Genomic DNA, 22,052 nt, shown 5'->3' on the forward strand with positions numbered 1-22,052 from the left:
GGCTATTTACCGAAGCTGGCAAATGAACGTACGAGATGCAGAATGGGACTTCCTCCCAAAATGACGAACATGGCTGGAAGCAGGAACAGCACCATGGGAATGGTCAGCTTGGCGCCCAGCTTGTGTGCTCTTTCTTCGAGCTTGGTAATTCGTTCCCGCCGCAGGTCGACGGCGATGCTCCGCAGCGCCTGGCCAATCGGCGTCCCGTATTGCAGGCTTTGGGCGAGCATAGTCCCGAAGCGGCGCAGCCCATCCGACGTAGCTCCCAGCTTCTCGAATGCCTCGCTGCGGCTAGGCAGTATCCGCAGATCATCAAGAAGATTCCTCAAGACTCCAGCCATGGAGGGATTGGTCTCGTTCATTTCCTGCGCAACGCGTGCCAGCCCGCTCTCCAGGCCCATTCCCGCTTCGCTGCACACAACCAGCAAATCGATCATATCCGGCGTGCCCAGACGAATGGCCGCATCAAACCGCCGCTTCAGCATCGCCAGTATCAACCGCGGTCCCACGATTCCGACCGCCACGCCCATCAGTGTGAAGACAAGCACGTCCAGCAGCGGCTTCCCCAAGAGCTGAGCGACCCCTCCGGCAATGATCGGGCATAAGAACATGCTGACGGCCTTGACACCGATCCAGGTCGGCAGGGCTCGACGATGATTGAAACCGGCTGATTGAAGAATCGCTCGTAGCTGATCCAGATTTTCCTCAGCATAGAAACGGCGGTACCGCATGCCGAGCGACGAAAACCAACCGGTCATGTCTTGGAAGGGCGCTGACCGTCCAGCAACGCCCAGCACCGCGTTCGAGACCCGCACGTCCAAAGCGCGAATGTGCATTTCGCGGATGATCAACACGCAGCTCGCGGCACCAGCTGCGAATGCGAGGGCCACCAGACCAAGACCGAGCGTCATAGTGCCGTTTCCCGTCTGACCATCCAACTTATCACCAAGGCCCCGACAAGCACCGAGACCACTGCGTAGGCCAGCAGCTTGTTTCCAACGGGATCAGTGAACAACAGGTCGACCGTTTGCGGATTGGCCGCGTATAGCACCCCGCCCCCAAGCAAGGGCGAGATCGTCAGCGCCCGCGAGGAAAAGATCACCTCTCCTGCCAGCGCCTTGGCCCGAGCAGCCAGTGCAACACGTTGCCTCACGGTGTCTCCCAGGTTCTGTAAGGTCTCCGCAAGGCTACCACCCGACTTCAACTGAACTGCAAGGGTCACCGCGAACATCGCATATTCCGCCACCTGCGTTCGCCGATAGACACTTTGGACGGCGTCCTCCGGAGGTCTTCCAAGGTTCACCTCGCTGCATACGATGGCAAACTGCCCAGCTGTTGGTTGCGGCATGTCGCGCGCGAGGGCGCGAAAAGCTTCGTGCACAGGCAGACCCGATCGAACGGTGCTCGTCACGAGCTGGATCGCATCAGGCAGCTGTCGAAAGAGCTGCCTGGCGAAGCGACGTTGCTGCCATCCGAAGAGGCCTCGCACGACGACGATGGCGGCAATTGCCGCCGCGACCGACACGTAAAGAATGGAGAATCCCAGCAGGCGATTGGTGTAAAGGATTGCTGCTGCTGCGATGGCACCGGCAAGCAGCACATAGATTGGATGCCAGGCGTAAGGAATCTCGCGATTGTAATTGGCCACGCGATGGAGCAACAGCGACGAAGACCCCGCCTCCAACCGGCGAATGGATGGTAGGTTGACTGGATGGGAAGCTGGCAGAGCAACCGCCAGCCGGCGATTGATGCGTCGCTCCCGAGCATCGAGCCACAACGAAATGGCTGCCGCGCACATCGCGAGCGCCAGAAAGGACGCGATTACGGACTCCGGCATCATATCTGCCTCATTGCCTCGGCCCACGCTCCATCCAGCCCGTAATAGACAAGACGGCTCTTGAATTTCGGAGTTGCAAGGTTGCACCTATAGGTGCCCGATAGACGACCCTGCTCATCCTCCTCCTTGTATTCGAAGGCTGCGATGTCATTGGTGGTGATCACCTCCCCTTCGAGGCCGATGACCTCACTGATCTGAACGATACGACGTTGCCCGTCCCGCATGCGTTCGACCTGCACAATGAGATCGAGTGCAGCGACGATCTGAGCTCGAATGGCTCGCGACGGTAGATTGACTTGTCCCATCTGCACCATGTTTTCGATGCGGGTCAGGGCGTCCCGGGTACTATTGGCGTGGACCGTGGAGATCGAACCGTCATGGCCGGTGTTCATCGCCTGGAGCATGTCGAAAGCTTCCGCGCTGCGGACTTCGCCGACCACGATTCGGTCGGGACGCATGCGCAGGGCGTTCACCAGCAGATCGCGTTGCGTCACCTGCCCTGTGCCCTCCAGACTGGGAGGCCGGGTCTCCAGGCTGATCACGTGCGGCTGCTGAAGCTGCAACTCTGCCGCATCCTCGATCGTTACGATGCGTTCGCTGTGATCGATGAATTGACTCATCGCGTTCAGGAGCGTCGTCTTGCCGGATCCGGTACCGCCGGAGACCAGAACATTGAGCCGAGACCGGGCGGCGATCTCCAGCAGTTTTCCGATGGCCGCGGTCATTGAGCCATTTTCGATCAATCCAGCAATGTCCAAACGCCGGGTTGGAAACTTCCGGATGGAGATGCACGGACTATGGATCGCCAGCGGCGGGAGAATGATGTTGACGCGGCTGCCATCCAGCAGGCGGCAGTCCACCATCGGGCTGGATTCGTCGACGCGCCGGCCAACCTGCGCGGCAATCTTCTGAGCGACGGAGGCGATATGATCATTGTCGCGGAATCGCACTGCGATCCGTTCCAGCCTGCCGCTTCGTTCCACGTAGACGTTGCTCGGACCGTTCACCATGATATCGTTGATCGATTGATCGAGCAGCAGCGGACGAAGCGGCCCGTACCCCGTCATGTCGTCGGCAATCTCGTCCGCAAGCTGAAGCTGCTCGCGCCCCGACAACTCGAGCCGCTCCTGGTTGGCAATTTGATGGATGATTTCCTCGATCTGCCGCCGAAGAACTTCGCGCGAGACAGTTGCGGCCACCGCTGGCTCGATCTGCTCGATGACCCGTTCACGCAACGAAGCCGGTATCACCGGGTGGTGGATCGGGGGTTCGTCGCGCCTGGGCGCGGATGCGGGCACGTTTGACACGACTGGAGGCGCGCTTGGCGCAGATGCAGCAACGTTGGGCATCGACAGAGGCAAGCCTGCCGCAGGACCAGGCAGCCCGGTCCCCAACGCAGCTGCAAAAACGGACGCCTCTTCCTCACGCCGACCGAACTTTTTCATCGCAGATGTGCTGTGAGCACCCTCCTCCACCAGCTCTTCCGCTCGGCGCCGACACCGCTGATCTCCCGTACAATCGGCGCCAGGTGACGTCGCAACTTCCTGACGTGCTTCAGAGCCGGAATTCCGAGATTGACCGCCTCGGTCATCCCCTTGCCGAGATCGGGAACGACGATGTCCGGCTCTGCGCCCATCGCCTTGACGACTGCCGCCCTGGGAAGTCCACCGGGACGACCGGCCCGGTTGAGCAAGGTAAAGACCCGATCTTTGCCGGCGATGTTGATGACGGCGGTGCGCAGCGCGTGGGCGTTGCGAAGTCCGGTCACCTCGGCTTCGAGCAGCACCATCACGTGACGGGAAAGCGTAATCACCGGATAGATCGATGGCGGGAACGGGACGGGCACATCGACAACGATGTAGTTGAATCGTTGACGGAGCAGACCCAGCACGTGTCGTACGCCGGCTTCCGTGATTTCGAGCTGCGCATCGAGATCCTCGTCGGCCGAGACCAGACAGACCCGCTCGTTGACTTCGATTGCCGCCCGCTCGAGGAACAGCGTGTCCGCCCGCATCGGATTCTCCAGGGCGATGCGCAGCCCCGGCCCGGGACGGACACCCAACATCACGGCGGCTTCGCCGCCCTGCAGATGAAGGTCAAGCAGCGCCACCTTGGCCTTGGTGGTCTCGGCAAGCTGCAGCGCCAGATTGATCGCGATGCTCGTGGCGCCGGCCCCGCCCTGTGCTCCGCAGATCGAGACCACGTGCCCACCACGATCGATCTGGTTGGCCGCCGTATCGCCCAGCAGCTTGGGGCGCAGCTGGTCCAGCACCAAATCGCGCGTGAGCGGCCGCGGCAGATACTCGGCCAGGCCGAGCTCCAGAAGCTCACGGTAGAAGGTGATCTCCCTGTTCTCGCCAATCACAGCTACACGGACATCGGGCGGACAGAGGCCGGCCAGCCTTTCCAGTTCAGTGAAGGGATCATCGATGCCGCTGATGTCTGTTACCAGCGCGAACAGGTCTGTGTCGGATTCCAGCATCCGTATCGCATTGCGGATCGTGCCGCGCCTGATCGACAGATTGGCGCCTTCGAGGCCCTTGCGCAAAGCCGCGGCGCTGATCTCGTCGTTTACGAAACAGACGATGCGGTTACGCGTGACGATCGATGTCGATTCTTCGGGCGGAGCGGCTATGGCAATGTTCATCAACGTTTCTCCGAAAACCTGTTGGCATGAGCTTCGGCCGTTGCGGTCTGGTGCACAACTTCCGAGGCCCCCTCGCAGCTGACGAGAGCGTCCTCGTCTTGCTTTCTGACCGTATATTGCTTGGTCTCGCCGCCCGAATGAATGACGACTGCCGTTCTCTGACGTGCGATCGCGTACTGACGAGCAAGTTCCGGGGACACATCACAGCTTGACATCGCGCCAGTGTCGGCCTTGTCCCATTGATCGACTGCTGCACGCACGGCCAGAGACAGTGTTCCGAGCTGCTTTGCGACGGTGACTTTCTTGACCTGCTCCTGCGCAAGCTCCAGGGACACGGTTTGCGTTTGCTTGCCTGCCATTCCGCCAATTGGTCGTGCACCCTGCACGATCTCCTGGTCGATCGCGATCACTCGAACGTTGCGCAGAACGGTCTCGCTGAGGGCTCGACGTGCGGTGTCGACCTTCTCGAATACCTGGGTCAATACGACATCCACATGATCACCCGGCCTGATCAGGCCGGAGACGCCCGCCTCCTCGTCGACCTTGATGCTGATGGCACGGCTGTCCGGTGCCAGGACGCTGGCCAGGAAGCCTCGATCCCGCGGACGCAGAATGTCCTGCAACGTCACGGGACTGCCTGCTTCAACGAACCTGCGGATCAGAGAACCGGGAAGTCCGGCCTTGGACTCGGGCGTTTCAAGGATCGCGCCCTGAGGAATGCGCTCCGGTGGCACCGATCGCACCGTGAAATCTTCTTCGCGAGCCAAAGTTCCCTTCGGCAAGGAACGCGCCGCGACGAAGTATCCGGCGGTCGTCGCCGGTGCCGGTGCCGGGGCCGTCTCCGTGACTTGCACCGGGGCCGGAGCGGGCGCCTTCGGCAGGTTCATGTTATAGGCAATAAGCCCGAACGCCGTGGTTGCGAGCAGAAGCACCATGATGATCGACAGACGCAGCGCGGATGACATCTCACAATCCTTTGCTCAAAATCGTCCAGATACCCCCGCACGCTATTGCAACTCCGTAGGGCAGCGGGGCGTGTCGCAAATGGCGCCAACGTTCGATCGCGTAGACCCGGCGCGGGAGTGACGATCTGGCGGGTGCCAGTTTGGGATGAGGCAGGTGGCGCATCATCAGATGCACCAGGGCAAGAACGCCGCCGGCCAGCGCAGTTATGGTCAGGAGCTGAATCTGGCCGGTCACTGGAAACCCGATCGCCAGCGCAGTCAGCAATTTGACATCGCCGCCGCCAATCCCTCCGCGCGCGTAGAGGACGAACAGCAGCAGAAAGAGAATCGCGGCCGATATCAGCGACTCGGCAACTTGCATTGGATTGGGCAATTGACTGGCGATCCCGAGCGCCGCCAGCGCCAGACACATTTCGTTTCGGATCAGGCGCGTCGCGACATCGATCGTTGCGACGTAGAGCAACAACAGGATTTCCAGTATCGAGGCGACGTATGAAACCCAGGTCATGAAAATGCATGCCTCAAAGAGGTGGAAGGCACACTAGGAATGCAGGAAAGAACATTCGAGAGGGGGACACATTCCGATGCCCCCCTCTGGTGTCAAATGGCCGTTTCAGCCAGCGATCGCGGTGGCGAAGGCGGTGGTGATAGCGGTGATCCCGGTCGTCAGGGCGGCCCCGATTTGGCCACCAGCTCCACCGCCGAACACGGCACCTACTGCGCCAACGATGCAAACCGCGACGATGATGTATTCGAATGACACCACGCCGTCCTGGTCCGTCCGCAGACGCTTCAACGCTTCCTTGGTCTCGATGAAATGATGCAACATAGGAGGAAACCCTTCTTTCAAGATGAATTTACAGACACCTCGGCAACTTCAGCGGCTGCGGATTTATTTCCGGCCCCGCCAGCGGTAAACTATCCATTAAATATTTATTATCGTCAACATTTAATGTATTAATGTCTGATTTGAATAACCATCGCAAAACGAGCCCGTCAGGACCATCCAGGAATCGACAAAAACGTCGTAATACAAAGACGATAGCTAACCTAACAACCGAATCCTGGGCAGAGCACTGGCTGGAGTCGGCAAAGAATCACCGGATTATTACGGGTGAACATCGCTATAATAAAATTAATCGATGCTGCGCCCGCTCGGCACGCATGAACCAACTTTCACGACGTGCGAAAAGTCGCAACTGGAGCGGGATTCGCTCAAACCCAACGAGATGCCGGCTACTCAGAACCGGCGGGATGCATCAGGGCAGTCGGCAAGGCGTTAGGATATCCAGGCGAACCAGGTACCGACTTTGCAGTCGGCACCGTTAGCCATTTCCCCGCAACGCGTCAGACTAGATCCGCGTGGTAGCTGATAAGCGTTCCCATGTTCTTATCTGCCTCAGCCTGGAAGCTCGCGGGATCGTACTGGCCCAGCAAGCTGATATTGGCGGTATGAACTCCGTCAGTCACCAAAAGGATTCCGCCAGTGCCGGCCTGATTGGCGACATAACTTGTAGTCGTGCCGTCCCCGAATGCGACGTCGAGCAGATCCAGGTGGTCATCTTCGTTGAACCCGGACACGACGCCGCTGAAGTCGAAGGAGTCATGGAGCACGATTGTCCCGGTGGCCGTGGCATCAAGCGCAACATGCGCAGATGAAGCTGCTCCGAATTCGATCGTAGCCACGCCGTCCATCAGGGCGGTGCCGCTGCCGCTTACGGTGCCATTGAGAGTGATGTTGGCGCCATGGGCCCACAGCAGCCCCGAATTGTCCACGTTGCTGTCGATGACCAGACCGCCGCTGCCGCTGGCCGCAATCGTTCCGGAATTGACGATGATGTTGCTACCGGTGTCAATCTCGAGCGCGTTGGTGCCCGTGGCGTTGATTGTACCTTGGTTGACAAGGCGCAATGTCCCCTCGCCAAGCTGTCCGGCTCCCGAAATGGTGTTATCGATGTTGGTCAGCGTGACGTCTGAAACAGCTCCACTGATAGTATTCTCGCTATTGTCGGACAACAGCACCTGACCGCCACCTTCAAGCAGAATGCCGTGCCCGACAAGTTGGAGGTCGGTCTCCGCGCCGGTCGCGTTCAACGAGATCGTGCCCGTATTGTGGATGTTAACGGACAAAGGCAGCATTGCGCCGTTGCCGATCATCATTGTGGCGGCGTTGTCGACTGTGGGCTCAAAGTCGAACACGAAGTCGTCCGCTGCGAGCGAGGCGGCATCGATGCCATTCAAGGTGATCGTTTGACCATCGGCCAGCGTAATGACGGCATCACCGTCATCGTCGGTAGACAGTTGCGTCTGGATGTCGGCGAACGTCTTGAAGCCGGCGTAGCCGATCAGATCGATCTGATCATGCGCAATGTCGAAATTATAGATGACGTCGTGGCCGATCGGCCGAGAGAATACAAGTAGATCGCTGCCACCTGACGCTGTGAGATAGTCATCGCCGGAAATGGCGATGATGGGGGAGCCCGTTGCAAAAGCTTCAACATTGTCGGCGAATGTCTCGATGACAGCCGAGCCGTCCGGCTGCATCCAAGTCACGGTCACGTCGAGGTGCAAAGCTCCGGCGAAACTGATTGGCGATGTCACCATTAGCGAGCTGACGTCGGTCGTCTCGATCGTCCACTTGCCATCGCCGAGCAGCGTCCCACCATTCAGCGTCCAGCCGGCGGGCATGCTGGCGACAGTGACCGTGGCGAGTTGCCCCTCGTTGGCCGGCGAGTTGGTCAGACCCAGATTGATGGGCTGCCCCGATACGCCCGCAGGAGCAAGCGCCGTTCCAAACGCAAAGTCCGCCGCGCTGAAGGTACCGGTTATGCTGGCCAGAGTGGTCAGATTGTCCAAATCTGCAACGAGTATCGCGCCGCCGGCCACGCTCGGATTGGGATCGTAGTAGACCTGCGCGTGGCCCACTGTCGAATTGTGGAATACGAACAGGGCCCCTGTCGTGATATTCGAGTAACCGTTGATCGTTGATTGAACTGTCGCTGTCGTCACGGATGCGTCTGTTTTGATGCCGACTTCGGTGGTGGCGAGATTTATCGCAGCGTTGTTGCCCGTTCTGACGTTTTCAACACTTGTATCGACATCACCAATGACGAAACGCCCGGCGGTTACCGTGAATTCGAGCTTGTCCCCTGAGGTGCTGAAGTCGGTGATGTGGTCACCGGCGTCGGTGACACGGAGATAGGCGAATGTATCGTTTCCACCACCACCAGTCAGCGCATCTGCGCCACCACCACCCACGATCCGATCCGCACCAGTACCTGCGCCACCGTTGATCGTGTCGTTACTGGAACCGCCCTTGAGGGTATCATCACCGCCGTTTCCCGAACTGCCCATGATGACAAACGATCCAGACGTGACTGCGCTGGCGTCTACGACCAGGTCGCCGTTACCAGTGATGCCAGATCCATCGATCGTGAGCGTTCCTCCGTTTTGGAATGTCGAAAGGAACGTCAAGGCGTCAGTGTGATTTCCGTTGTTGCTGTCACTCAGACTTATTGTCTCGAAATTTGTCAGCCCAATGCTTCCAGCACCATCGCCGAAGGTGAATGGCCCCAAACCGCCGCCACTGATTGCGAGAGTGTCCGTACCGCTTCCCCCAGTCAGCATGTCACCGTTGTTTAGCGTTAGGGGAGATTGCGTGCCGGTCACAGTATTGGTGCCCGATGCATAGATGACCGTATCGGTGCCGGTCGTGAGAGCGAAGGGGCTGGGGCTCGTGACCGAAATGGTCACTGTATCGACATCGGTCAATGCACCACCCGCTCCGGTGTGGCCATTGTCGCTCGTTGTCATCGTCAGAGTGCTCGTTCCGGCAAAGTTCGATGTCGGAACGTAGCTGACCGTCGAGGCCAGCGTGGAATTGATCGCGCTGACTGTTCCGGTCAGCGTCACCGTGGACGTTCCGCTGCCGCTGATCCCTGCGGCACCTCCCGAAACGGTCAAGGTGCCGTCGGTTACGTACAACGTGATCGTTTCAGTGGCGCCGTCCGAGTCGGCATCGAAGATGCTAAGTCCAGTGATCGCCTTTGTGGTGTTGACGTTTGTCGTCTGTGCTCCCGGAACCGTATTCACCGGCGCGTCGTTGACCGGGATGACGGTGACTGTCGAGGTCACGATATTGCTGGCGTGGCTGACCGTCTGGCCGTCGTCAACCTGGTAGCTGATGGTGCGGGTCGCGCCCGACGGATTGTCACCGGAGTTCGAATATGTCACGGAGCGCAGAGCCGCCTGGTAGTTCGCCACACTCGACCAACCCGTCAGGGTCAGCACCCCTGTGCTGGCATTATAGCTACCGGTGATGCCGTTCTGATCGGTAAAACCGAGCACATCCTGGCCGAAGGCGAAGTTGCCGGTGATCGAGACCGTCGCGCCGGTCAGATTCGTGCTGTCAACATCCGACACCATCAGCGCGGTATCGATCGCGGTCGCCGCCTGCCCCTCGGTATAGGACAGTGAACCGCCATTGGCATTCAGCACCGGCGCATCGTTGCTGCCGGTGATGGTCACCGTCACCGTGCCGGTGGCGGTGCCGTCCTGGCTGGTAACCGTGAACTGGTCCTGCACTTGCTCGCCGGCGGTGAGCTCATCGTGGGCACCGTTGCCGGTGTAGCTCCAGGCGCCATTGGCATCGACCGCGAAGTCGCCGTAGGTGCCGTGGACGTTGGTCTGCGCCACGACATGGGCTTCACCTGTATCCGGGTCGGTGATGCTGAGCTGGCCGCTCGTGTTGAGCGCAGCTGCGGTGTCGCCCTCGGTGACCGCCTTCGAATCCGAACTCACGGTCGCGTTGTCGTTGGTGCCGGTGATCGTCACCGTGACGATGCCGCTCGCGGTGCCGTCCTGGCTGGTGACCGTGAACTGGTCCTGCACCTGCTGGCCGGCAGTGAGCTCATTGTGGGCACCATTGCCGGTGTAGCTCCAGGCGCCATTGGCACCGATGGAGAAGTCGCCGTAGGTCCCGTGGACGTTGCTCTGCGCCACGACATGGGCCTCGCCCGTATCGGGATCCACAATCGTCAGCTGGCCGGAGACGTTCAATGCGGCAGCAGCGTCGCCTTCCGTGACGGACTTCGAGTCCGACGAGACCGTGGCCGCATCATTGCTGCCGGTGATGGTGACCGTCACCGTGCCGCTCGCGGTGCCGTCCTGGCTGGTGACCGTGAACTGGTCCTGCACCTGCTGGCCGGCAGTGAGCTCATTGTGGGCACCATTGCCGGTGTAGCTCCAGGCGCCATTGGCACCGATGGAGAAGTCGCCGTAGGTCCCGTGGACGTTCGATTGCGCCACGACATGGGCCTCGCCGGTGTCGGGATCCACAATCGTCAGCTGGCCGGAGGCGTTCAATGCGGCAGCAGCGTCGCCCTCGCTGACGGGCTTCGCCTCGGAAGAGACCGTGGCCACATCATTGCTGCCGGTGATGGTCACCGTCACGGTGCCGCTCGCGGTGCCGTCCTGGCTGGCCACCGTGAACTGGTCCTGCACCTCGTCGCCGGCGGTGAGCTCATTGTGGGCACCGTTGCCGGTATAGCTCCAGGCACCATTGGCATCGACGGTGAAGTCGCCGTAGATCCCGTGGACGTTCGATTGCGCCACGACATGGGCCTCGCCCGTATCCGGGTCGGTGATGCTGAGCTGACCGCTGGTGTTGAGCGCCGCCGCCGTATCGCCCTCGGTGACCGCCTTCGAGTCCGAGCTGACGGTCGCGGCGTCGTTGGTCCCGGTGATGGTCACCGTCACCGTGCCGCTCGCGGTGCCGTCCTGGCTGGTGACCGTGAACTGGTCCTGCACCTGCTGGCCGGCGGTGAGCTCATTGTGCGCACCGTTGCCGGTATAGCTCCAGGCGCCATTGGCATCGACCGCGAAGTCGCCGTAGGTGCCGTGGACGTTGCTCTGCGCCACGACATGGGCTTCGCCGGTGTCGGGATCCACAATCGTCAACTGGCCGGAGGCGTTCAATGCGGCGGCAGTGTCACCTTCCGTGACGGACTTCGAGTCCGACGAGACGGTGGCCGCGTCGTTGGCGCCGGTGATGGTCACCGTCACGGTGCCGCTCGCGGTGCCGTCCTGGCTGGCCACCGTGAACTGGTCCTGCACCTCCTCGCCGGCGGTGAGCTCATTGTGGGCACCGTTGCCGGTGTAGCTCCAGGCCCCATTGGCATCGATACTGAAATCGCCGTAGGTGCCGTGGACGTTGCTTTGCGCCACGACGTGGGCTTCGCCCGTATCCGGGTCGGTGATGCTGAGCTGGCCGGAGGTGTTGAGTGCCGCCGCGGTATCGCCCTCGGTGACGGACTTCGAGTCCGAAGAGACCGTGGCAGTGTCGTTGGTGCCGGTGATGGTCACCGTCACCGTGCCGCTCGCGGTGCCGTCCTGGCTGGTGACCGTGAACTGGTCCTGCACTTGCTGGCCGGCGGTGAGCTCATCGTGGGCACCGTTGCCGGTGTAGCTCCAGGCCCCGTTGGCATCGATCGTGAAGTCCCCATAGGTCCCGTGGACGTTGCTCTGCGCCACGACATGGGCTTCGCCCGTATCCGGGTCGGTGATGCTGAGCTGACCGCTGGTGTTGAGCGCCGCCGCCGTATCGCCCTCGGTGACCGCCTTCGAGTCCGAGCTGACGGTCGCGACGTCGTTGGTCCCGGTGATGGTCACCGTCACGGTACCGCTCGCGGTGCCGTCCTGGCTTGTTACCGTGAATTGGTCCTGGACCTGCTGGCCGGCGGTGAGCTCATCGTGGGCACCGTTGCCGGTGTAGCTCCAGCCCCCGTTGGCATCGATCGTGAAGTCCCCATAGGTCCCGTGGACGTTGGTCTGGGCGACGACATGGGCTTCGCCGGTGTCGGGATCCACAATCGTCAGCTGCCCGGAGGTGTTCAGCGCGGACGCAATGTCGGCCTCCGTCACCGCCTTGGAGTCGGAGCTCACGGTCGCGGCGTCGTTGGTCCCGGTGATCGTCACCGTCACGCTGCCGGTCGCGGTGCCGTCCTGGCTGGTGACCGTGAACTGGTCCTGCACCTGCTGGCCGGCGGTGAGCTCGTTATGGGCGCCATTGCCGGTGTAGCTCCAGGCGCCGTTGGCATCGATCGTGAAGTCGCCGTAGGTCCCGGGAACATTGCTCTGCGCTACGACATGGGCCTGCCCCGTGTCGGGATCCACAATCGTCAGCTGGCCGCTCGTGTTAAGTGCGGCGCCGGCATTGCCCTCGGTAATGGACTTCGCCTCGGATGAGATCGTGGCCGCATCGTTGGTGCCGGTGATCGTGACCGTCACCGTCTGGGTAGCTGTCGAGCCCTGGCCGTCCTCGATCGTCACCACGAAGCTCTCGGTGACGGTCTGGCCCGCAGCGAGGTATTGCGCAGCCGCGTTGTTCAAATTGTAGTGCCACTGCACCGCGCCGTTGGCGGCATTGGCCGCCTCGTTGACGGGATCGAGCGAGAAAGTGCCGAGCGAAGTCGTGTTGGAAGAGGCTGCCGCGAACGAGGCCGAATGCGTGTCGCTGAGATCGGCGTCGTTGAAGCTGATAGTGCCGGCCGCGCTCTGCGATTCCGAGAGATCCGGTGTGGCATTCGCGTCTTCTACCACCGAGCCGCTCTGTGGACTTGATGTGGCGAAGACCGAATCGTTTGCGCCGTTGAACTGGAGTGTCACCGTCGCCCAGCTGAGCGTGCCATTGCCCAGCTGGATCGCGTAGGTGAATGTGTCAGTCAGCGTTTGCCCGACCGCCAGCGCCTGAAGCTGAGCGTTGATGTCGGCCTTGTCGTAATGAATGGTGCCGTCCGACTCGATCCAGATGCGGGCACCGAGCGCGCTGCGGTCACGGGTTCCGGCCATGCCCGCGGCGTCACTGCTGTACGCCACATCCTTGACCAGCAGGTCAGCAGGTGCGTAGCTCTTGGTGGACGCGGAGGCGCTCGTGCCGTCGTCCAGCGAAAACAGCGTCTTGGCCGCGCCCCCGAGGTCATTTGCCAGCACGTTTAAGATGAGAATGTTGCTGGCCTCTTCCGTAAACGAGAAAATGTCCGAGTTGGCTTGCGGAGTATTGCCGAACGAAACCGTGCTGCCGCCGCCCGTTGTCTGCGTCGCCATAGCTCAAATCCTCTGGGTGATGCGCCGCCCGCATTCACGGACCGGCAGAAATTGCACAATGGCGCGGGGATGATCGCCCGTTGGCTTGCCTATGCTGTTGAAGAAAAATGCCCAGCTGCTCAGGATGCCTACCGTCCTGCTCAGCGCTTCGAAAATCTGCCAAGAGAACACGTGCCGCTCAACTCTGCTCGAGGCTAGAGTCGCTCCGAGCCCGCGAGCGGATGTCGTGCGCACGGTCGCGCACCTGACAGCCGCAATGTTTGCAAATCGCAAACTTGGCTGGATCGAAGGATCGCAAATTGACGGTGAAGAATTCGAAACTGCCCGAGCCCCGCCGGACATTGCTACAAAATGCGTGCACGTCATTCGCAACCCTCGTCTGCCAATGCCGAGCAGAGAGCGTCGCCGCAAAATCAATTCACGCAAAACCGATAGCGCTCGCTCGGAGGGTGTTACGTCCACCAGCGACAATCGATCAACTGCTGACAAGTTGCGTGAAAAGATCTGGAGCGGTATCCCCCTGCCCATCGTGATCGGTGCTTGGCCGGTCACGCCTTGGCAATATTGATTCTGCAGTATTCGCGGCTTCAGAAGCGACGACCGTGACTAGGAAGCGCCACGATCATTCAACCTCGATTAAATCGAACCTATTTTGAATTAAAGCCACTGTCCATTTATTTATTTATCTCTTGATTTTTTGATTAATACATCAAATTAATGACAATAAGGCTTTTGCGCCCCTCCTTGCGAGGCCGACAGCGGAATTCTACCGGCTTGTCTCCCAGATGCTTTCGGTTCGCGATCTTTGCTTCGCTGCGACGCGTCGCCGACCAGCCAGACCGGGGTGATCACAACGCTTGAACTAACGCGGCGGCGAGACCGGCCGCCCATTCAGGATCGCGCGTTAGCTCCGACGTTCATTCGACGTTGCACTTCGGAACACCGCTACGAGTCGATCGCCTTCCCAAAGCTCAACGTCGTGCTCGTCATGCATTTGCTCGGCTCGGCGCCTCGCCGTCTGCTCGTCAATGCAGTCGAGCTTGGCAGCGCAGATCACTTGCCGGCTGCCGTCCACCACGAACACCTTGTACCGCATGATGCAGTCCGATCCAAAAGGGTGACCATCATCGTACCCGAATGTCCGGTTAAGGCAGTGCCAAACTAAGTGCGACGCAACGGAACCATTGTACGTGTGGCAGTTCGGCTATACCCATGCTTGGAGGCACGGCCATAGCGCAGTGATGACATCGAGAATCTCAAGCGCGCGATGGCCCGTCTAGTCGCGATACCCTCTGAAGTGCCGCCTGACCGCATTCCACGCCCGAAGAGCTGGAAGGACGACGACGACGAAAAGAACTCTGATTGCAACCGGCGTCATCTCGCGCTTCAGGAGTGGTGGGTCGTGATCGTCCGGGCGACCGGCCGTCCTGTTGATCATCACCGGAGATGGAATTCCTGCGCGCCGAGTAGGTGCCGGTCTGCGCGAGGGCAGGACAACTACAACGAACAGAACGTTCACCAGCAGCCAAATTCCTACCATGAGAAGGAAAGTACGCACGAGAACGACCATCGTTGATCTAATCTGCCGAGCTTACTCTGCCTCGTACCCGGCACGCAGCCGGCAACACTGCGTTCGCGGACGGAGCCGCTTCACCGCAGCCGGCACGTTTAGCATCCGCCGATGCCGTTGGGCCCTGAGCGCTTCGCGAGCGTCCACGATCGTTCGCAGCCTAGTTGGGCGCAACACTCGCGTCTGTCCGCTTTCGAACATTCATGGCCCTTCAGGTATGCTACTCCTATGCATCATCGGGCGAGCGCCGGGCAGAGATGGCTCATCAGCCACGACAGCCGTCCTCAGCCCGCAGTCCCTGAACAGGGGCCGGGTCATGGAAAATATCGCAGCACGATGAGCGGCGAATTTGGCGGTCCGCATAGAACCAGTCTCGAGTTCGGCAGTTGCCTCCCGGTGGATCCGAACAAGCAATCTGATTGCTCGGGCCCAGAATAATTTTAAAAGCTAAGCCGGCACACATGAAGGACCTCCGACGACGTTTGGAAAAGGTTCGCGCTGACGCCAGAGAGTTTACGCTGATGAGTCAGCGGGCGACGGACATAGAAAAGCGCGAGCTGTTTAGGCGCTTGGCGGATGAGCTCGCCTTCGAGGCTCTCGAGCTTGAGCTAATCGTGAAGAAGAATGAGCCACCTGATCCGTGTGACAAGCACGACGTCGTGGAGTTTAAGTCACCCTCTCAGCGAAAGCGCGGCTGACGCGGAAGAGGTTAAGCCGCTAGATCGTGCGTACACAATGAATCTTTGCGCCTGGCTCCGCCAGCGATTGCTGCCGCCTTCGCCGCATGGAATGCGCATTGCGGTTCGGAGGGCTATCCGGAAGCGGTGATGGCATTGTGCGCCGCCGGCTTACGCGATCTCAGTCGCGAAGATGTGCTCGCGGTTGGTCAGTACCACGCGCCGTCCGATGGCGACTTGTCCATCTCGCGGATGATCTCACGGGTCACGGCGAAGCCGTCGTGGCCGACCTCCCTCTGAGGCCGCTCATTTGCTGCAGCGCAAATATGATTGCGGTCGACCCATCGCGCTCCGACAAGATCAAGACAGCGCCTGAATTCGCCCGGCTGACGGAACGGCTCGTCCAAGAGGAGCCGCACTGAGATCTTGACGGTTGTCGAATGCGCCTGACTAGCGGTGCTTGGCTTGCCAGGGCAAGTTGACGGACTTGAGCCTAGTGATACTTTTTGGCTGCGGTAGGCGGTAGCCAGTCGGGCCCCGGAATCAAGACGTGACAGATAGGCCCGTAGTTTCAGGAATTGCGCGCTCTTCGGGATCTCCTCGCCAGCACGCGCAAATAGAAATCTGCTGACGACGCCCCACTCTATGAGGCGACTTCAAGGGGAACGCAACGGCTCCTTCGGCTCGAGGGTGCGCGCATGGTTTACGGAGATGATCCTTCCTTCACTTTTGGGCGCAGGTTGGGCCCATGGACTACAGGTCCTCTGTGAAGAGGATGGAATTCTGTTGTGCCGTGCAGTTCGTGAATGCACTGAGGGCGAGCGCAAGACCGTGCTGGCCGTTCTCCCGGCAGCTGAACATCCGAATCCGCAGAGCATTGATCGCCTCACGCATGAATTCGGATTGATGAACGAGCTGGACGGCACGTGGGCAGCGAAGCCGCTAGAACTCCTGCGGGATCATGCCAAGCCCATTCTTCTGCTTGAAGATTTCGGCGGCGACCCACTCACCAGGCTGATGGAGGCGCCCATGGAGATGGGTGACTTCCTTTGTATAGCCGTTCAAATCGCAGCGGCCTTGGGCAGGGTCCACCAGCGCGGCCTCGTGCACAAGGACATCAAGCCGGCCAACATTCTGGTGAATCACACCAGGACAAACGTGCGGCTCACCGGATTCGGTTTTGCGTCGCGCCGACCGCGCGAACGACAATCTCCGGCGGCTCCCGAATCCATCGCCGGTACACTCGCCTATATGGCACCCGAGCAGACCGGGCGCATGAACCGATCAATCGACTCCCGCAGCGACCTGTACTCGCTCGGCGTCACGCTCTATCAGATGCTGACCGGCTCCCTCCCCTTCACGGCGGCCGACCCCATGGAGTTGGTGCATTGCCATATCGCGAGAAAGCCAACACTGCAAAGCGACAGATCGGAACATGTCCCACCTGCAGTGTTGCGGATCGTCATGAAGCTGCTCGCCAAGATGGCGGAGGAGCGTTATCAAACTGCGGCCGGCGCCGAGCGGGACCTGCAGCGCTGTCTTGCGGAGTGGAAGTGCCAGCGCCGCGTCGACGATTTCCCGCTCGGGCAGCACGACGCTCCCGACCGGCTGCTGATCCCCGAGAAGCTGTACGGAAGGTCGAACCAGGTCGAGACATTGCTCGCCTCCTTCGGCCGCGTCGTCGAGAGCGGCGTACCGGAATTGGTGCTGGTCTCGGGATATTCCGGCGTCGGCAAATCCTCGGTCGTCAATGAACTGCACAAGGTGCAGATCCCCTCACGCGGGCTGTTCGCGTCGGGCAAATTCGACCAGCACAAACGCGACGTCCCCTATGCGACACTCGCGCAGGCGTTCCAGAGTCTCATTCGACCCCTGCTTGGTAAGAACGACGCGGAGCTGAGCGGCTGGCACCGCGCGCTTCTGGAGGCGCTCGGTCCCAATGCACAGCTGATGGTCGAGCTGATCCCGGAGCTCGAGCTCATCATCGGCAAACAGCTTCCGCCTCCGGGGCTTCCGCCGCAGCGGGCGCAAGGCCGCTTCCAAGAGGTATTGAAACGGTTCATCGGCGTGTTCGCCCGCGCCGAACATCCGCTAGTGCTGTTTCTCGACGATCTCCAATGGCTCGATGCTGCGACGCTCGAGCTGCTTGAGGACCTTTTGACGCGGTCAGATCTGAAGCACCTGATGTTGATCGCTGCCTATCGGGACAATGAGGTTGATGCCGATCATCCCCTGACGCGCATGCTCCACGGGGTCAAGCTCGCGGGCGGAACGGTCACCCAGATCACGCTTGCGCCGCTTGGCCGCGAGCACATCGGGCAGTTGCTCGCGGACACGATTCGCTGCGAGCCGGAGCAGGGGGCACCGCTCACCCAGATGGTGCTCGAGAAGACCGGAGGCAATCCGTTCTTTGCTATTCAATTCATCTTCTCGCTAGTCGAAGAAGCATTGCTCACCTTCGACCACTCCGCTGCACGCTGGTCTTGGGATCTCGATGGCATTCACGCCAAGCGATATACCGATAACGTCGTGGATCTCATGCTCGGAAAGCTTACTCGCCTTCCGGCTGCGACACAGGCCGCCCTGCAGCAGATGGCCTGCCTCGGCAACACCGCCGAGACGGCAATGCTTTCGATCGTGCTTGGAATTCCGGAGGAGCAGGTCCATGCCGCGCTATGGCCGTCCGTTCGTCAGGAATTGGTCGAGCCGCAGCCAGGCTCCTATCGGTTCCTCCACGACCGATTTCAGGAGGCGGCCTACGCGCTGATCCCCGAGCACAACCGGCCCGCAGTCCATCTGCGGATCGGCCGACTGCTCGCGGCACGGACGCCACCGGAAGCGATCGAGGAAAACGTCTTCGAAATTGTGAGCCAGCTCAATCGCGGAGCTGACTTGATCACCGATCCGGAGGAGCGGGAAAAATCGGCCGAGTTGAACCTTTTGGCCGGCCGGCGCGCGAAGGCCGCAACCGCCTTCGCCATGGCGCTCGCGCACTTCAGCACCGGTGAGGCGATGTTGTCGGAAGACCGTTGGGGGCGGACTTACGCCCTCAGTTTTGCGCTCGCCTTGCAGCGCGCCGAGTGCGAATTCTTGACCGGCGACCACGCCGCTTCGAAGGCGCGCCTTGCCGAACTGGCGGGCCGTGCCACTACCCTCCCCGATTTGGCTGCCGTTACCCGGCTGCAGATGGAACCAAACGACCGTGACGTCGAAATCGGCCTCGCCTATCTCCGCCGCGTCGGCATCGCATGGCCCGAGCAGCCCACATTGCCGGAGGTCGCGCAGGAATATGAGCGGATGTGGCGGCAAATCGGCCCGCGCAAGATCGAGGCGCTGCTGGATTTGCCCCGGATGACCGACCCGGTTGCGCGTGGCACCATGGACGTCCTCACCGTCCTGGTGTCGCCCGCCTGGTTCATCGACGAGAACCTGCGTCGCCTCATCATCGCGCGCATGGCGAATCTGAGCCTGGAATTCGGCAACTCGGATGCGTCGTGCCTGGCCTATATCCTGCTCGGTACCGTGCTTGGGCCTGACTTTCACGATTACGAGGCGGGTTACCAGTTCACGCAGCTCGGCCTTGACCTGGTCGAAAGAAACGGATTGGACCGCTTCAAATCACGCGTCTACCTCGGCTTCGGCAGCTGGACACGGCATGTCCGGACCGGGCGGCCGCTGCTGCGGCGAGCCTTCGACGCGGCGCAGCAGGATGGCGACTTCAACTATGCGAGCTTCAGCCGCCACCACCTCATCACGCACCTTCTCGCCTGTGGCGATCCGCTCTCCGACGTGCAACGGGAAGCGGAGGCCGGAATCGCGTTCGCGCGGAAGATGCGGGTTGACCTTGCGGTAGACAGAATCACTGGGCAGCTGCAGCTGATCCGGGCGCTCCGCGGCCTGACGACTAAATTCGGCAGCTTCGATGATGCTGATTTCAGCGAAGAGCAGTTCGAACGACGTCTGAAGGCTGACCCGCAGCTGGTGCATGCCGGCTACTGGTACTGGGTCCGCAAGCTGCAGGTGCGCGTCCTTGCCGACGATTCGACGGCGGTCGCGGCGGCGGAGAACGCGGAAGAACTGTTGTGGACCTCCAAGGCCCTGTTCGATCGGGCGGAGCTGCACTTTTATGCCGCGCTGGCGCAGGCAGCTCACGGCGAGTCTGCATCCGCAGAGAAGCGAGCGCTACGTCTTGAAGCGCTGGAACCCCACCGCAATCAGCTGCAGCAATGGGCGAGCATTTGCCCGGAGGATTTCGCGGACCGCGCCGCCCTCGTTGAGGCGGAGGTCGCGCGTATCGAGGGGCGCGAGTTCGATGCAATGCGCGCTTACGATCGGGCTATCGGCGCGGCGCGCGCAAGCGGCTTTGTCCATAACGAGGCTATCGCCAACGAGCTCGCCGGACGGTTCTATTTGGCGAGAGGGTTCGAGAAGATCGCTTATACCTATCTGCGCGACGCACATTATGGATATCTCCGTTGGGGCGCCGATGCCAAGGTGAGGCAGCTCGAGCGGCTTTACCCGCAATTGCACGTGATGGAAGACGATCGCACAGTCGCGAAGGCGGGCGGCTCGGTCCAGCAACTGGACGTCACCGCCGTCGTCAAGGCGTCGCAGGCTGTATCAAGTGAGATCGAGCTGCCGAGGCTCATCGAGTCGTTGATGAAGATCGCGCTGCAAAACGCCGGAGCAGATCGCGGCCTGCTGATTTTGCCGCGCCACGACGACTTCCGGATCGAGGCCGAAGCCCAGTCGAGCGCCGATCAGTTCACCGTGTCGATGCGTGAGGCCCTCGTCTCCGGTCCCGATTGTGCGGAGGCGCTGCTGCGATATGTCATTCGCACGCAAAAACCGGCCATCATCGATGACGCATCGCGGCCCGATTCACTCTGCGACGCCGAATATTTGAACAGCCGGCACCCCAGATCGATCCTCTGCCTGCCACTGATCAAGCAGGCCAAGCTAACCGGTTTGCTCTATTTCGAGAATAGCCTGACCACACACGCATTCACGCCGGATCGTGTCGCGGTGCTGGAAATGCTGGCAGCTCAGGCCGCGATTTCGCTCGAGAACACCCTTCTGTACCGCGACCTGCAGGAGCGCGAGGCCCGCATCCGACGACTCGTCGATTCCAGCATCATCGGAATTCTATTCTGGGATGCTACCGGTAAAATCAGCTACGCCAACAAGGCCTTCCTGAGCATGACCGGCTATTCCAAAGAGGAACTGATGTCAGGAGCGGTGAGCTGGAGGGATATGACGCCGCCAGAATACGAAAATGACGATGCCGAGCGAATTGAGCAACTTCGCCGGTCGGGAGAGGTCGCGCCCCGGGAGAAGGAGTACTTTAGAAAGGACGGCAGCCGGGTTCCGGTGCTGGTCGGCTCGGCCGCAGTGGCCGGATCCTCCGATCAGAGCATCTCTTTCGTACTTGATCTGACAGAACGCAGGCGGGCTGAAGCCGAAGCGCGCGAGAGCGAGCGGCGCTATCAGGAAATGCAGCTCGAGCTGGCGCACGCGAACCGAATCGCAACCATAGGACAGCTCACCTCATCGATCGCCCATGAGGTTAGCCAACCCATCAGCGCTGTTGCCATCAGCGCCGGCGCAGCCTTGAACTGGCTGCGCAGGAGCCCCCCTGCTCTCCAACAAGTGCAAGCTTCATTAGAGGCCATCGCCAATGACGCACAACGCGGCGGCGAAGTGATTAGCCAACTTCGTGCCCTCTACAGGAAGGCGCCGCCACGCAAGGAGCTCCTGAATTTCAATGAGGCGGTCGAAGAGGTGATTGTCCTGATCGGTAGCGAGACGTTCAAAGAGGGGATTTCGGTGAAGACGCAGCTCGCGGACCGTTTGCCTCTCATCAAGGGCGATCGAGTGCAGTTGCAGCAGGTTCTGCTCAACCTCTTTGTCAACGCGATCCAGGCCATGGCCACAACGGCCGATGGAGCACGAGATCTGCTCATTACAACCTGCTTGGCCGAACCTGGCTCCGTGCTCGTGAAGGTCGCTGACACCGGGCCAGGACTCGATCCACAAATGCTCGAAGCTGTTTTCGATGAATATTTCACCACCAAACCTCACGGAATGGGGATGGGTCTAGCAATCTGTCGTTCAATCATCAATGCGCACAATGGACACTTATGGGCGAGCGCCAACCAGCCGCGCGGCGTCGTCTTTCAGTTCACGTTGCCGGCAGGTCCGCAGGACGGAGTCTGACGGGGTCCGGGAAGCGAAAGCAGGCCTGCCGGAGGGG

General features: G+C 60.7%; 10 protein-coding genes. 2 read left to right on the top strand and 8 right to left on the bottom strand.

Going from position 1 to position 22,052, the window contains the following annotated elements:
* Positions 1-2 precede the first annotated feature (2 nt).
* The 8 genes from N2602_RS29045 to N2602_RS38815 form a co-directional block, all read right to left on the bottom strand.
* Entirely contained in the window at positions 3-911 is a 909-nt protein-coding gene (locus tag N2602_RS29045; RefSeq protein WP_260380211.1) for a type II secretion system F family protein, read from the bottom strand.
* Complete coding sequence (locus tag N2602_RS29050) at positions 908-1,840, bottom strand: type II secretion system F family protein (RefSeq protein ID WP_172785653.1); 933 nt, start codon at positions 1,838-1,840, stop codon at positions 908-910. The genes N2602_RS29045 and N2602_RS29050 overlap by 4 nt, the downstream gene beginning before the upstream one ends.
* On the bottom strand, positions 1,837-3,282 hold the full coding sequence (locus N2602_RS29055) for a CpaF family protein (RefSeq protein ID WP_260380212.1): 1,446 nt from the start codon (positions 3,280-3,282) through the stop codon (positions 1,837-1,839). The genes N2602_RS29050 and N2602_RS29055 overlap by 4 nt, the downstream gene beginning before the upstream one ends.
* Entirely contained in the window at positions 3,279-4,484 is a 1,206-nt protein-coding gene (locus N2602_RS29060; RefSeq protein WP_260380213.1) for a pilus assembly protein CpaE, read from the bottom strand. Before N2602_RS29060 ends, N2602_RS29055 begins: the two co-directional genes overlap by 4 nt.
* Entirely contained in the window at positions 4,484-5,449 is a 966-nt protein-coding gene (cpaB, locus tag N2602_RS29065) for a Flp pilus assembly protein CpaB (RefSeq protein ID WP_260380214.1), read from the bottom strand. The genes N2602_RS29060 and cpaB overlap by 1 nt, the downstream gene beginning before the upstream one ends.
* A gap of 1 nt (position 5,450) precedes the next feature.
* Positions 5,451-5,957, bottom strand: a complete 507-nt coding sequence (locus N2602_RS29070) for a prepilin peptidase (RefSeq protein ID WP_172785657.1) — start codon at positions 5,955-5,957, stop codon at positions 5,451-5,453.
* A gap of 105 nt (positions 5,958-6,062) precedes the next feature.
* Positions 6,063-6,278: a hypothetical protein gene (locus N2602_RS29075; RefSeq protein ID WP_018318137.1), complete on the bottom strand. Its 216-nt coding sequence runs from the start codon at positions 6,276-6,278 to the stop codon at positions 6,063-6,065.
* A gap of 518 nt (positions 6,279-6,796) precedes the next feature.
* Positions 6,797-13,552, bottom strand: coding sequence for a VCBS domain-containing protein (locus N2602_RS38815; protein ID WP_311738575.1), 6,756 nt, complete (start codon positions 13,550-13,552; stop codon positions 6,797-6,799).
* A 91-nt stretch (positions 13,553-13,643) separates the two neighbouring features.
* Here N2602_RS38815 and N2602_RS29090 point away from each other — a divergent pair, with 91 nt between their 5' ends.
* Together N2602_RS29090 and N2602_RS29095 are read left to right on the top strand one after the other, a co-directional pair.
* The gene (locus tag N2602_RS29090) at positions 13,644-14,120 is read left to right on the top strand and encodes a hypothetical protein (RefSeq protein WP_260380215.1); all 477 of its coding nucleotides are present in this window, start codon (positions 13,644-13,646) and stop codon (positions 14,118-14,120) included.
* A gap of 2,390 nt (positions 14,121-16,510) precedes the next feature.
* Complete coding sequence (locus N2602_RS29095; protein WP_409241848.1) at positions 16,511-22,015, top strand: AAA family ATPase; 5,505 nt, start codon at positions 16,511-16,513, stop codon at positions 22,013-22,015.
* Positions 22,016-22,052: the final 37 nt, after the last annotated feature.

The organism is Bradyrhizobium sp. NC92 (assembly GCF_025200865.1).
GTDB lineage: Bacteria > Pseudomonadota > Alphaproteobacteria > Rhizobiales > Xanthobacteraceae > Bradyrhizobium.